Source organism: Paenibacillus sp. AK002, from assembly GCF_053903045.1.
This window is the reverse complement of sequence record NZ_CP096377.1, coordinates 2,986,413-3,000,584: the sequence shown is the minus strand read 5'-3', so window position 1 is coordinate 3,000,584 and position 14,172 is coordinate 2,986,413. Positions and strand designations below refer to the sequence as shown.

Below are 14,172 nucleotides of genomic sequence, written 5' to 3'. Positions count from 1 at the left end.
ATTCATTAAATGATGACAGTTGCTTGCTTTTTGCTGCCGTGAAGGGTCATCAGCACAACCTCCCCGAAGATCTGCATGCCCTCCACCACATAAGAGTCATAATGACCGGACGGCGCACGGTGACTAACAACGAGAATAAACTCTTCTTCCATACCCGGCAGCTGAATCCCGCATGCTTCCGCTAGCCCGTCATGAACCCGTTCGCCCGTATGGCGATAAACAGGCACTTTACGGACTCGCGGCAAGGCCGTATCGCCTGGACGATGAGGATACAGCACTTGCATCATGCTGATGCATCCTTTCCCGATTCGGGAGTAAGCCGCATTCGCATTCGGTTCCAGCAGGTTGTACTCGCGGGAAATCATGCCTTCGCCGACTTCCCCGCGCAGGCCGTCTGCAGTTAAGGGGATAATGGATAGATTCGCCTCCCCAAGGGTGGTTGTGCGGCAAATCAAAGACTCCCCTTCCATCCGGACTTCTCCTGGCGGGTGCGGAAAATGAAAATGCTGAGTAAAGGTATGCTGCTCAAGGCACGCCAAGCTGTCGATCAGCAGCCAAAAATAAGGCTTGATAAAGATGATTCTTCTGCGCGGATACAACGGATCACTCTCATAGAGATAGCCGTCATGCGCCCCCTCGACATAATCGAACTCCGGCTTGCTGATCCATCTGCAGCCCAGTGGCCCGGCAATCCGGTCGAAAGACCAGGTATCCTTGACCCCGGTAAACCCGATCCCGTCGACAACCGTTGTATTATGAGCTGAACTCTCCTTTAAAGCTTTTCTCAGCGGTGTAAGGTCGCTATAGTTATACCTTCCGAGATCGGTGAGCAGATCCCGGCCGTATGCATGGAGATCCATGTGCAGCATATCGGCGTGACCATGGCCTCCCCCGAGCGGACCGCAGTGAAAATAAAGGTACAGCGCATCTTCGCCCCAGCCCGTTCGCATCGTATAATGGCCGGAATGGGGAAAAGCTCGGCTCAGGGATGGCGGCTCCGCGGGCACCATCGCTTCGTAATCCCGGATGCCCGCCATGCCGAACAGCCAGGCATGATCGAAATCCGGCCGAGCATATCCGCCAAAGCGCAGAACGGGATCCTCAAATAACCACGCTGCGTAAGTCAGAATGGAACGGATATCGCTGTCGTCGCTGTCTCCCAGCATCGGCTGCCTGTGGTTCGGCTTTGCCCAGTACAGGGAGGCTTCGGCCATCTCGCGTACCGTATGCCGGAATAGGCCGTCAAGCTCCAAGCCGTTGAGATTGGCGAGGTGAACGCAGTCCAGATAACAAGCCAGCACCTCATGATGGTACGTTGGCGATTGCTCCCAGTGAATGCCGTCTACCATGATCTGAAGCCGGGCCGTCTCCTTCAGTCTCTCTTCCGCTAGTTCCCGCCATCGTTCCGAGCTCTTAAATTCGGGGAAGTACAGTGCGATATGGTATAATCCGCACGTTTCCAGAACACCCCAGTTGCTGATATGCTTCCAGCTGGTGAAGGAAGCAGCCAGATACTCCCCGTGCTCGTGAAGCGAAATCAGGGCTTTACCGAGCAGCAACGGAGTCAGGGATGGACTGCCGATCATGTATCGAAGCGCCTTGATCCAGTTCGCGCTGCGCAGACCGGCTTCGATTGGCCGCCATGTCAGCGTATCCGTCGTCGGCTCTTCAGGGACAGGGTTCCGATCGATCCAGTCTTCGAGCTGGCGGCAAAACGCTTCCGCATGCTTCTCGTCGCCTGTCATTGCATACGCTTGTCCCAGCGCCACCCAATAGCGGTGGCGATTCAGCATGTAAGCCCACTCCGCGTCTTGATCGGGAATATGGCACCAATTCACGCTTCCTTCAAATATAACGGGAATTTGGCTCCGTTCCATATCCCACGGAAAACGGAACAGGAACGTCTGCTGTACCACTTCTTCCGCTGTCTTCATCACGGTTTCCAGTTCATCTGCGCAATATTGCTTCACGTAATCGGTGGTATACTGCTTATCCTCGCCGCTCATCCACCATCCGGGTGTTCTCCGGCAGGTGAAGTATTGATGCAGTTTACACAGTAAATCGTGCCGATGACCTTGATCGTCTGCATCCTGCATCGAACCCATAGCGGGGTCCTTCAGGTTCAAAATCTTTAAAACAGCATTCGCCGAAGCTTCCATGGCATCAGCGTTCATACCAGTACCCCTGGCTGCCGGTCTCCAGCCGAATTAAAGCTTCCAGGTAAAAATAATCTCCCCAGATCATGAAATCATCCGGGGACAATCCGCCGCGCACATGATAAGAGCCATGCTGCAGCAGGCCTTCCGCTTCTTGGCCGATCGTGGAATAGTGGCGGACCAGCGAGGTCATGGAATCCTTCAATCCTTGTTCAAATTCCGCTCTATCGGGATCCCCCTCCTCCAAATGTCCTACCAGTTCCAGCAAGCCTGCTGCCACGATGGCGGAAGCCGAGCTGTCGCGGTAAGTCTCGGCGGTTACGGGAGCGTCAAAGTCCCAAAGGGCGACATGATCCTCCGGTAAATGCTTTAGGAAATATTTAGCCATTCGTTTGGAAGTATCCAGGTATGCGTGATCTCCGGTGTATCGATAAGCCAGCGCGAAGCCATATACCCCCCATGCTTGTCCCCGCGTCCAGGTCGAACCGTTCGTATAGCCTTGATGCGTGGCACCGCCGATCGGCTCCCCCGTATGGGGATCGAAGAAAAAGGTATGGTATGAGCTGTCGTCTCCCCGTACCAGATAGCGCCTTGTCTTCTCCGCCTGCATGATTGCAATTTCCCGATATTGGGACTTTCCGGTTTGTTGTCCCGCCCAGAACAGCAGCGGCAGATTCATCAAGCAATCGATAATGATGCGGCCGCCTTCCTGTTCGTCTCCTTCCGGACCCCAGGCTTGAATATATCCTCCGCTTGGACGCCAGCGTTTCAGCAGCAGATCCGCAGCCTGAAGCGTCAACTGGCGGGCACTCTCGTCCTTCTCGACGATCCATTCCGCTTTGGAGGACAAGGAATACAGGAACCCGATATCGTGATGATCAAGCACCTTCTTTTCTGCAAAGCGGCGGCGAAAATCTTCCACCGTTCGTTTTGCTCCCAATCTAAAGGCCTCGTCGCCTGTGTATTCATAACACAGCCAGAGCAGGCCGCTCCAGAAGCCGTTCGTCCAGTCGTCATTGTCATTCAGCAAATAAGCTCCGTCCCTGCTGACGTGGGGAAATCTTGCCCCGAAGGCATCCATGTTCTTCCGGATTTTCTCAACGGCATCTTGAATCGCATTGCTCCACATAACACCTTGCTCCCTTCAAATCGATCCTGATTACGATTCATGATAAGGAGAGTCGCCCGGTTCTAGTAGAGCCGATTTTTGCCTTGATGTGCATTATTTTGACTTTTGCACACATTAGGCGGTAAAAAAGGAACAAGCCTTCCCATTCTGCTTTAATCCAACCAAAAAAACGATCCGAGGTTTACCTCGGATCGTCCATTTTGCCCTTGAAGCGGTAAAGCGTTACGCGACGAACTTTTTCCACTTTCTGATCTTGGTTCTGAAGCTTTTGAAAGGGGCGACGGAATTGATGTGCAGCCATTTCCACATCGGCCAGTTGGCGCTGGTTACCGTCCATTTTCGAACGCCCGGACGAAACAGCTCTTCCTCGGTCAACCGGTTGATCCATTCACACCATTCATCCGTCCTCTGCTTCAGCATAAAACGCAATTCTTCCAAAGAATAGCCGTCATACGCTTGGTAGAAACGCTGATACAGCGCCCCCAATTGATTCCATTTATAGTCAGGGGCTGGCGTCGTAACTTCGGTGCCGGCTCGTTCATCCCGCTCCCAGCTCATGACGAGAGACAGCCAACCAAGCTGATAGGCGATCATTTCTTGCGGCGTTCTGTCGACTTCGCCAATGCGATGATTCTTTTTATCCTCCGGAACAGCATCAAATTCTTGGTCAAACAGCATATACGTTCGTCGAATTTCAGCGATGAAAGCCTCTTTGCTCGGGTATGTTTGCAACGATACTCTCTCCTTCATCATTAACATGTACCGCTTAACAGGCACATTCAAATCATACCATGCCCTGGGGCCGCACACGGTGACGAAGATCATCCCGCTCCCTATGCGGAAAGCCGCAGCCATAACGAAGAATTAATATTCTTTTGACTCTATCTCGTTCCGAAGCCGTTCAATGACTTGATCTATCGCGATTTCTCCAAGCTCGCCCTCGCCCCGTTTACGAACCGATACGTGATCGGAGTCCATTTCCTTCTCGCCAAGGACAAGCGTGAAAGGCGTTTTCAACAGTCCCGCTTCACGGATTTTATAACCCAGCTTTTCATTTCGGACATCGACGTTCACCCGTATGCCGGCATTCTCCAGACGTTTCTTCACCTTCAAGGAATAATCGATATAGTGATCTGACACCGGAATAATCATCACTTGTACGGGAGCAAGCCACATCGGGAAGGCTCCGCCGTAATGTTCCGTAAGGATCCCGATAAAACGTTCGATGGATCCAAACACCGCCCGGTGAATGACAACCGGCCGATGCTTCTGATTATCTTCCCCAATATAGGACAGATCGAACTTTTCAGGGAACTGGAAATCCAGTTGGATGGTGCCGCACTGCCAGCTCCGCTTTAAGGAATCGAGGATATGAAAGTCGATTTTGGGTCCGTAAAACGCTCCATCCCCTTCATTAATCCGGTACGGCAGTCCCATTTGATCCAGTACCTGCTGCAGCGAAGACTCCGCTTGCTCCCATAGTTCCTCGGAGCCCATGGAATCCTCCGGTCTTGTCGATAATTCGATTGTATATTCAAAGCCAAAGACTTGATACACTTGGCTGATAAAATCGATAACCTGTTTGATTTCTTCCTGGATCTGATCGGGCCTTACAAAAATATGCGCATCATCTTGACAGAACGTGCGCACCCGCATCATGCCGTTAAGAGCGCCTGAGAACTCATGGCGGTGAACCTGACCGAATTCGGATATGCGAATGGGCAGCTCTCTGTAGGAATGCAGAGAGTTTTTGTAGACTAACATATGCCCTGGACAGTTCATCGGCTTCAGCGCATACTCCGTCTCGTCTACTTGCGTAAAATACATATTGTCTTTGTAGTGATCCCAGTGACCGGACATTTCCCACAGGCGCTTGTTCATCATCAGCGGCGTCCGCACTTCATCGTAATCGCGATGGAATTGAAGCCCTCTTGCGAATTGCTCCAGCTCATTGCGAATGATCATCCCGTTCGGCAAAAAGAATGGCATGCCGGGCGCTTCTTCCGAAAACATAAAGAGGCCAAGCTCTTTTCCCAGCTTCCGATGATCCCGTTTCTTGGCTTCCTCAAGCAGCAATAAATGCTCATCCAGCTGCGACTTCTTGGGAAACGCCGTTCCGTAGATTCGCTGCAGCATTTTATTGTCGGAGTTCCCCCGCCAATAAGCACCCGCCACACTCATTAATTTGAACGCTTTGATTCTGCCGGTGGATGGAAGATGCAGCCCTCTGCATAAGTCAATGAACTCGCCCTGCTCATATACCGAAATAACCTCGTCCTCCGGTAGTTCACGTATGAGCTCCATTTTATACGGATCATCTTGGAATATGCGTTCAGCCTCCTTACGCCCCACTTCCTTGCGAAGGATCGGCAGGTCTTCCTGAACGATCTTCAGCATTTCTCGTTCGATGGCAATCAGGTCATCGGCCGTAATGGAATGCCCCAGATCCATATCGTAATAAAAACCATCCTCAATGACCGGCCCCACCCCAAGATGAACAGATTCACTGCCGTATAGCCGTTTCACGGCCTGAGCCATCAGATGGGCCGTACTGTGCCGGTATACGTACAATCCGTCCTCGGAATCCAGTGTAATGATGCTTACTTCCGCATCTTCACGAAGCTCATGATTCAAATCCACAAGTTTGCCATCCACTTTGGCCGAAACCGCATTTTTCTTCAGTCCTGAATGGATGGATTCCGCGATTTGGATCATCGTCGTTTGTGCGGGATACTCCTTCTTGCTTCCGTCCTGCAGCGTTACTACAATTGACATTGTGATCCCTCCATCAAATTTAGATTGAACGCAAAAAAGCACTCGATCCCTAAGGGACGAGTGCGTTCAGCTCGTGGTTCCACCCTAATTTGATCCGAAAATGGCAAACGCTCGTACTGCCGCGCGCTTTGTCGGATCCTCATTCAGACATCCGGTAACGGGGATGATTCGGTGTTTTCTAGTTTCCATTTCGATTGTCGAACGACCGATCTGGGTTCAAAAACACAGCTACAAAGGGGTAATTCAAGAAACAAGCGCGGAAGAAGCTTTCACCAATCGCCTCTCTCTCTGGACAGGTCGTTTCACGAATCATGTCTTTGATCGTTGCTGATAGTAAAGTACTATAAGTCAGTTTTTTCTAATTGTCAAACCTAATTTCAAAGATAGTTGGATGTTAATTTGGATAACATTTCTCTCCCTTAAGTATCCTATGTCAGCATCTTTTCCATGTTTACGATTCCTCGTCCTTCAGTGTCATTTTGATCAAATATCCAATACCCAAACCGACCAGAACACCTGGAAAAGCATGGTCTAACGTTAAACCGATCCCGGCTCCGATGATGACGCAAGCGTAAATAATGATATCTCCCTTTTTCAATTCTCCCATCTCCCTCTTGTCGATATGTATGACATTCTCCGTGATTTTCGTTGACGAATTATATCTTACAAGATGACGCCGCGTCACTTTCAAGCGTCTATTGAGAAGTTGTCAAATTCACGAATGAATCCATAACTGAAAACAAAAAAGCCGCTGTTAACCAGCAGCTTTTCATTCATAAAGATCGATTATTGAATATTGTTCATTGCGTCAATGAATACCCTAGCCGGATAAATCTCCCTTGTTTCTGCGTGAAGCGAAAACGTTTAATAACTTACCATATTACACTGCTTCCCAAGGAGGGTTGTCCATGGATATGTTTATCGATTTAGGAGTCAAACTGATCATCAGCTTTTTCGGGCTATGGATCATCACTTTTGTTACTGGGCGCAAAACCATCAGTCAGCTTACACCGCTTGACTTCTTATCTTCCTTAATCCTGAGTGAAATCGTTGGGGCAAGCCTCTATGATGATAAAGTAAAATTGTCCCATTTGTTATTCGCTCTAGCTTTATGGACAACCATGTCTTTCCTCTTCGAGAAGGCAACCACGCACTTTGTCAAGTTCGGCTATTTAACGGAAGGGCGGGCGGTTCTTCTGATCGATAACGGAAAGCTGAACCAAAAGCTGCTCGATAAATACGACATGGAATATAAACAGCTGCTGTCCATGCTCAGAAGGCAAAATATTTTTTCATTAACCGAAGTCAAATACGCCATTCTGGAAACGGACGGATCGCTATCCGTCATGCGCAAACCAGAATACGAGCCGCCGACGGCCCAGGATCTTGGCATCGAAGCCAAGCCGGATCCCTTTACGGTAACGGTTGTCGATAAGGGAAGACTGCTCGAGGAATCCATGCTGGGCAAGCACATCGAACACAACGAGATTCAATCGAAAGCGCGGGAGCAAGGTTTTGAATCCTTGGAAGATATCGCATACGCGGAATATGGGGATGACGGTAAGTTCTATGTTTTCTCCAAAAAAGAGGTTCAGGATTGAACTTATACCCTTAGATGATCGCAATGCAAAAAAGCCTGATTCCCAGGCTTTTTTGCGTGTTTCGTATATTCTAACGACAAAGCGAATTCGGCCATATTCTTCCGGAGCACCAAGTTTCATCCCTATCTCAAAAGAAATCCATGAGGTGGGTTTGGCCTGCAGGAATCATCGTTTCCAGCTGTGCTGCAGCCTTAGCATCCCCGGTCAGGCGATGGATGGAATACAGTGCCTGCGGTCTTTTATATCCGGTAAACAAGGCCGACAGTGTCTGAATGTCGGTAGACAAATCCGCCTGCTCCCCTCGATCGGATGGGAGCTCCGATAGCTCCGCTTTCCCCTCTCCATTCACCGACAGCCTCCACAGGCCTGCATTCCAAGGCGCTGCGGAATCCTCCACCTCGATGGTCAGGACAGCTTCCCGACCCGCTTCAAATGCATACTGCTCCACGAAGGATTGTAAATCCACGATACGGGCCATGAAGTAAGGAACCGTTTCCCGGGTAACGCGTGGATCCGGCAGCATATAGGGCAGCTGGTCATCCGTCGGCACCATCGTCATGGTCACCTGCTCGATCCTGGAATCATGGTTCGCAAAAAAAGTCCAGAGTCCGCTTCGGGCTTCTTCATTCAGGAAAACAAATTCATCGCACACCAGTTCTTTGTCTTTTAGCTCATATAACGCATAGCCCGTCGGTTTGCCCTCGGCAGAATAATAAACAACGCTGTGATTGTCTCCCTGTAGGACGAATCTTGTCCACCATGCCTCTTCGCGCACAAGGGTACCGTTATACCGGCTGACAAAGGCCTGATACATGCCATCCAGTACAGCAATGTCGTTTACATCTCTTACAACGCGGCCCGGCACCTCCACTTTACGCGGAAATTTGGACACCGGAATGACGTACTTATAATATTCCGCGAACAATTCCCAGCCAAACTTGCGATAAAACGGGATCGAGAACGGATGCAGGAAGGAAAGGGTCTGTCCCTTGCCCTTCATCTCTTGCAATGCATGCTTAAGCAGCGTCGAGACATGTCCCTGTCTGCGGTTCTCCGGCCATGTTGCCACGCCCGCAATGCCGCCCATAGCGAAAGTGTTCCCCTGCAAATAGACCTGCAGCGGAATGATGGTCAGTTTCGCCTGCAGCTCTTCCCCGTCAAAAATCCCCCAGAATCGCTCTGGTTTAAAATGCTTCTGATTGGACTCTCGCTGCTCCGGCGTCAGCGTATATTGAAAGGCATATTCGGATAATTTCGTGCTGATGTCAAATTCATCCGTTCTTAATTGTCTAAGTTCCATTCTTGCTTCACCTCTCCAATCTTCATATGTACGTTAATTGCTGAACTGACGCGTGTTATCCCGGTACGAAAAAGTGGGTTCCGAGGCACATGACCAGTATAACATCGCAGCTGTCTATGCGGTACAAAACACCGTCCGATTTCAGGTGAATATTCACCCGTGCATGAATACAAAAAAACTTAGAATATTTTACACAAACTTTTAGTAAGCTACTTGACAAAGATAACCCACTAAGATTATGATTAGCTCATGCAAAATAACAAGCACACCATGATCACAATATATTCAGAATAATCGGGAGGTAAGAACAGTGTCCAAATTGAATATCGGTATTATTTTAGGCAGTACCCGTCAAGGTCGTTTAAGTCCGCAAGTAGGTGAATGGGTTAAACGTATCGCTGACGAGCGCGGAGATGCAAACTACGAAATCGTAGATATCGCGGATTACAAGCTTCCGCTTTTGGGCGAAGCCGACGCGACTGAACAAGCAACGGCTTGGAATACCAAACTTGCAAGTTTGGACGGCTTTGTATTCATCGTTCAGGAGTACAACCACAGTATTTCCGGCTCATTGAAGAACGCACTCGATTATGCCCGTGAGGCATGGAACAATAAAGCTGCAGGCATCGTGAGTTACGGTTCTGTTGGCGGCGCACGCGCTGCCGAGCATTTGCGCGGAATCCTGGGCGAGCTGTCCGTAGCGGACGTTCGCGTACATCCTGCCCTCTCGTTATTCACTGATTTCGAGAACGGCTCCGTGTTCAAACCGGCTGATCTGCATCTTGTCAACCTGAATGGAATGCTTGACCAAGTGCTTGCTTGGAGCGGTGCTTTGAAGACACTGCGTTAATCTCTAATATATAGGACTGCCGCCGCTTCATCTTCCGATGAGGCGGCGGCAGTCCTTTTTTTCTGGCATCCACGCTTCATACCGAAAACCTGCGCCTATTCGATATCAATATGAAACGTTTCGTTTAGCCCTTTCTTGCCCTCGGACGTGATTTTAATGGCCCGGGTTTTTGGCATGCGTTGTACCCAACCTAATTCCAATAGTCTTTCCAACAACGCATGGCCCAGCGCCCCGGCAAGGTGATGACGTCTTTCACTCCAGTCCAAGCATCGGTGCGTGAAGGAGCGGCGTTTTCTCTTCACGCGCTCCAGATCGATTTGAAACGCCTTGAAGAAGCCTTCTCCTTTTTCGGTAACCGTAAATTGATGATCCACTTCGGATAAAATCCCTGCACTGAGAAGCGAATCCGTCAATTGTATTCCCAAACTCCCCGCAAGATGATCGTAGCAAGTCCTTGCATGGCGAATGGCTTCGTGCTCCAAAGCTTGGTTGAATGATCTTATTTCAACGGGAGGCGTTATCGATAGTAAGGTCTCCATGATCCGGGCAACCTCCTGGTTCTCTATTCCGTAATAACGATGCCTTCCCTGTTTTTCGACGGCCACCAGATTCGCCGCAACCATTTTGGATAAATGAAAGCTAGCCGTTTGCGGTTTGATATTTGCCATGTACGCCAGCTCTCCTGCCGGGTGGTAACGACCATCCAATAAGACGGTCATGATGGCCGCTCTCGATGCATCGCTAACGAGTGAGGCTACCTGTGCTATGTTCGGACTCGCATTCATCTCCATCCCTCCTGATGTAATCCATATTTCGATGAGCATCGAACCTTTTCTATTCTACAATGATTTGGGATAGAAAGTTAATAGGAGGAACGTTTTATGAAAAAAACTGCTCAAATGATTGACACCGAACTAATTAAACCAAAAATCCTATACTATGGAACCCCGGTTATTTTGCTCAACACCCTGAATGAAGATGGCACCGTCAATATCAGCCCCATCTCCTCATCATGGGCGCTGGGAGAACATATTATTCTTGGCATCGGGCTCGGGGGCAAGGCGATTGAGAACCTGGAACGGCATCCTGAATGCGTCATCAATATTCCGGACCCTTCCTTGTGGGAGAATGTCGAACGATTAGCCCCGTTGACAGGGAAACACCCCGTTCCGGACTATAAGCTGAAGAGCGGATTCACATATGAAAAAGATAAATATGCGCATAGCGGATTAACGCCTGCGGATTCCGTCACCGTCAGGCCGTCTCGTATCATGGAATGCCCGATCCAGATTGAAGCCAAGGTGAACCACATTCGGCTGCCTGACGACTCGCCCTTTTTTGCCATTGTCGAAACACAGGCTGTTCAGGTGCATGCCCATCGCAGCATCATTATGAATGAACAACACATTGACCCCGGCAAATGGAGTCCGCTCATCTACAATTTCCGGCACTATTATGGGCTCGGCCCGTCAGTAGGCAAAAGCTTTCGAGCCGAAACCTAATATTCGAGGAGCATAAGGAAGAGGCCCGCCATGTATGGCGGGCCAATCCTGTTCGTGCTTGTGGTTTACGGCTTGACCGGAATGGTCATTTCCAGATCCTGCAGGTATGTTTTATCTCCGAAGCTGTCCTTCCCTTGACCGACAACGCTCCAATCCTTGTTGTTTACGGTCAGGGTAAACGGTTTAATCGTGATGGATTTCGGAGTTCCGTTTACAGGACTGTACAGTTGATCGATATGATATTCGGTCTCCGGCTTGCTGTTAAAGTAATCAAACTTCCGCGGAGTCAGCACATTTCCTTGATCATCCACCAGCTCATAATAGACCATGCTCGCGCTGTAATCGCCTGTTTGCTCTGCAGAAGACGGCACCTCGCCTTTACTGTCCAGAACCAAGCGGGTCGATACTGGTGAAATATCCAATTGCTTGACGGTATAACTGAATGGTCCATCCGATTTCGTAGCCTGGTCAGGCTTCACGACAACCGATTTATTAGTGACATTCACAGGGACCTTGAATTCAAAGGTTTCATTCACTTGAGTTACGTTGGCCTGAATGGTCAGCTCGAATTGATCGGGTAATTTCAGACCCTTGGTAAGCTCAACGATATAGGCATTGTCCTGTTGCGGATAATCTCCAAAGTTCCCCTCGCCCATCGCCACTTCTTGTCCGTCTACCAGAATTCGCGGCATTTCGATATAGCCTTTTTCCTGATCTTCCTTAGCTACTTTTCTCGACTTAACATACTCACTATCCTGATTACCAATTAACGTAGCATCTTCGCTAATATACGGAGAAGCTGTACCCGGTAAATCCACCCCCTCGCGCTCCAGGATAATGGACAACCGGGTTCCATCATATAGAACGTCAGCTACCTTCAACGTCACGCCATCGTGAGTTACACTCAAGTTTGGTTCGGATAGAATCCCTTGCTCTATAGCAGCTTTAACTGCATCTTCGCTGGTTCCTTCGAATATCACGCCGAGCATCGGAATTTGCTTCAGGGTTGCTGCCATCACCGGCGATACAAACCCCGAACCGATCACGGTTCCTCCCAGCACAGCTGCTGCGGACGCAACGAGTATCGTTCTTTTAATAACATTCGGTTTAGGTTTGGTTGATAATCTTGTCATTTCACGCTCTCCAATTCGGTTCATGATTTGATCACTCATACTTCTCTTCGATAAAGACGATTCACGAATCATTTCTTCTAGTGCATTCATTTCAGCGAATTCCGTTTGTTTCGGCGATTGTCCCACGTGCCACCTCTCCTTTTTGGCTTATTCGGTCCATCAGTTTATGTCGTAACCGTTCATACTTCTTTCGTATCGTTGCTGATTTGATTCCCATAATGTCGCTGATTTCCTCAAAGGTATACTGTTCAACCGCCTTCAGCAGCAGTATGTGTCGTTCTTCTGCTGTCAGGTAGCTTAACAGCTCGTACACAACCGGCTCGTGCTGAGATATTTGCATAACCGGCTGCTGTTCCTTGCAATGCTCGATCAGGTTAAAAAAGCGGCTCTGCTTCTTTTTGATATTGATCAAATGATGATAGGCCATTTTATACAACCAGGCGGAGAAAGACACTTGTCTCTTGTACTGATGAAGATGTTCATAGGCACGAATAAAAATCTCTTGTACCGCATCTTCGGTCTCCGCATGATTTTTGAGAATATAGTAGCAGTACGTGTACATCTGCCGCTCAAACTGGATTATGATCGCTTGGTATGCTTGCTTGTCTCCTGCTTTGACTTGTTCTACAACCGCTTCAATGGCTTCTCTTTTTCCTTCCGCTTCCCCGGGGATGGTTGGCTGCAAGCGAGCTCACCTCCTTCTTTGTTTACCTATATAACAATCCTAACAAGCGTCTTTGTGACACGAATTGTTTTATGTGGTGATATAACATGAACGAAGCTCTTGCCTTGTAATAGAGCCTGGATGCTGGGTATGAGCTTCATTTAGCGTCCGTTTAGCAGCTACAGCTTGGGATAACTCTTAACGTAATTCAAGAATCGTTTCGTTGCCGGAGATACTTCCCGCAAGGAGCTTACCGCAATGCCAAGCAATCTGAAGCTCTTCTCCTTCAATTCGATCAGCCGTATATTCCGCCGCTGCCCTCGCAGCACAAGTTCGGGAAGAATGCTGATGCCCAGGCCCTTCTCCACCATGGCCATAATGGCATAATCGTCCCCAAGCGTATATTTGATATCCGGCTGGGTCGGGGCTTTCTCCAGCACCCGGTTCACATCGTAATCGGAGCCTTTGCTGGGCATAATAAACGGTTCATTCTCAATTTGGGTTAACGTAATGGAGTACTCGGAGCTAAGCGGATGTTCCATTGGCAGCAGTACGAGCATCGGGTCTTGATGCAGCGGAATCGCATCGAATATATCCCACGTCGGAAGTGACAGAAAGCCGCAATCAATCTTGCCCTCCGCGATCCAATCCTCAATTTCCCGATAATCTCCTTCAACCAAACGAATCTCGATATGGGGATAATCCCGTTGGAAATCCTGGATAATCCCAGGCAGCCAGTGAACGCCGACGCTGGTAAAGGTACCGATGTGAATGGTTCCCAGCTCGATTCCATGAATGGAAGCCACCTGCTGCTCCAAATGCTCGTTCCATTTCAATATTTCCCGCATCGTCTTTACGATCTCCTCGCCATTGGTCGTCAGCTTCGCGCCTGAACGGTTTCGAATCAGCAGCGAGAAGCCGAACTCATCTTCCAGGCTGTTGATCATATGGCTGACGCCGGACTGGGTAAATCCCATCACTTCGGCGGCTTTGGTCAAGCTTCCGAGCTCGACGACCTTTAATAGAACTTTGAATTTATTGATACTCACAGAGAATCCTCCA

At 49.3% G+C, this 14,172-nt stretch carries 13 protein-coding genes; 3 read left to right on the top strand and 10 right to left on the bottom strand.

All coding sequences use genetic code 11. From position 1 onward, the window contains the following. Positions 1 to 5 precede the first annotated feature (5 nt). The 5 genes from M1D70_RS13460 to M1D70_RS13440 form a co-directional block, all read right to left on the bottom strand. Positions 6 to 2,174 (bottom strand): alginate lyase family protein, encoded by a 2,169-nt coding sequence (locus M1D70_RS13460; protein WP_456290103.1) that lies wholly within the window; start codon positions 2,172 to 2,174, stop codon positions 6 to 8. After that, the gene (locus tag M1D70_RS13455) at positions 2,164 to 3,285 is read right to left on the bottom strand and encodes a glycoside hydrolase family 88 protein (protein ID WP_456290102.1); all 1,122 of its coding nucleotides are present in this window, start codon (positions 3,283 to 3,285) and stop codon (positions 2,164 to 2,166) included. Before M1D70_RS13455 ends, M1D70_RS13460 begins: the two co-directional genes overlap by 11 nt. Positions 3,286 to 3,507: 222 nt before the next feature. Continuing rightward, a complete protein-coding gene (locus tag M1D70_RS13450; protein WP_456290101.1) occupies positions 3,508 to 4,017 on the bottom strand; it encodes a ClbS/DfsB family four-helix bundle protein in 510 nt (169 codons plus the stop codon). Positions 4,018 to 4,149: 132 nt separating this feature from the next. Then, the gene (gene thrS, locus M1D70_RS13445; protein WP_456290100.1) at positions 4,150 to 6,060 is read right to left on the bottom strand and encodes a threonine--tRNA ligase; all 1,911 of its coding nucleotides are present in this window, start codon (positions 6,058 to 6,060) and stop codon (positions 4,150 to 4,152) included. A gap of 451 nt (positions 6,061 to 6,511) precedes the next feature. Continuing rightward, entirely contained in the window at positions 6,512 to 6,667 is a 156-nt protein-coding gene (locus M1D70_RS13440) for a hypothetical protein (protein ID WP_009593483.1), read from the bottom strand. 301 nt (positions 6,668 to 6,968) lie between these two features. Here M1D70_RS13440 and M1D70_RS13435 point away from each other — a divergent pair, with 301 nt between their 5' ends. Then, a complete protein-coding gene (locus tag M1D70_RS13435; RefSeq protein WP_456290099.1) occupies positions 6,969 to 7,661 on the top strand; it encodes a DUF421 domain-containing protein in 693 nt (230 codons plus the stop codon). 127 nt (positions 7,662 to 7,788) lie between these two features. Here the strand turns inward: M1D70_RS13435 and M1D70_RS13430 are convergent, their stop codons facing one another. Beyond that, positions 7,789 to 8,961, bottom strand: a complete 1,173-nt coding sequence (locus tag M1D70_RS13430) for a GNAT family N-acetyltransferase (RefSeq protein WP_456290098.1) — start codon at positions 8,959 to 8,961, stop codon at positions 7,789 to 7,791. A 310-nt stretch (positions 8,962 to 9,271) separates the two neighbouring features. Here M1D70_RS13430 and M1D70_RS13425 point away from each other — a divergent pair, with 310 nt between their 5' ends. Beyond that, on the top strand, positions 9,272 to 9,811 hold the full coding sequence (locus M1D70_RS13425; protein WP_009593544.1) for an NADPH-dependent FMN reductase: 540 nt from the start codon (positions 9,272 to 9,274) through the stop codon (positions 9,809 to 9,811). Between the two features lie 95 nt (positions 9,812 to 9,906). Here the strand turns inward: M1D70_RS13425 and M1D70_RS13420 are convergent, their stop codons facing one another. Beyond that, positions 9,907 to 10,596, bottom strand: coding sequence for an ArsR/SmtB family transcription factor (locus M1D70_RS13420; RefSeq protein ID WP_456290097.1), 690 nt, complete (start codon positions 10,594 to 10,596; stop codon positions 9,907 to 9,909). A 96-nt stretch (positions 10,597 to 10,692) separates the two neighbouring features. Here M1D70_RS13420 and M1D70_RS13415 point away from each other — a divergent pair, with 96 nt between their 5' ends. Further along, positions 10,693 to 11,313: a flavin reductase family protein gene (locus M1D70_RS13415; RefSeq protein ID WP_456290096.1), complete on the top strand. Its 621-nt coding sequence runs from the start codon at positions 10,693 to 10,695 to the stop codon at positions 11,311 to 11,313. Positions 11,314 to 11,378: 65 nt separating this feature from the next. On the opposite strand, the gene M1D70_RS13410 is transcribed toward M1D70_RS13415, so the two are convergent. The 3 genes from M1D70_RS13410 to M1D70_RS13400 all read right to left on the bottom strand — a co-directional run bounded on the left by M1D70_RS13410 (position 11,379) and on the right by M1D70_RS13400 (position 14,159). Continuing rightward, positions 11,379 to 12,572, bottom strand: a complete 1,194-nt coding sequence (locus M1D70_RS13410; protein ID WP_456290095.1) for a DUF4179 domain-containing protein — start codon at positions 12,570 to 12,572, stop codon at positions 11,379 to 11,381. After that, positions 12,538 to 13,131, bottom strand: a complete 594-nt coding sequence (locus tag M1D70_RS13405; protein WP_009593543.1) for an RNA polymerase sigma factor — start codon at positions 13,129 to 13,131, stop codon at positions 12,538 to 12,540. The genes M1D70_RS13410 and M1D70_RS13405 overlap by 35 nt, the downstream gene beginning before the upstream one ends. Before the next feature lie 158 nt (positions 13,132 to 13,289). Then, complete coding sequence (locus M1D70_RS13400) at positions 13,290 to 14,159, bottom strand: LysR family transcriptional regulator (RefSeq protein WP_456290094.1); 870 nt, start codon at positions 14,157 to 14,159, stop codon at positions 13,290 to 13,292. Between the last annotated feature and the right edge of the window lie 13 nt (positions 14,160 to 14,172).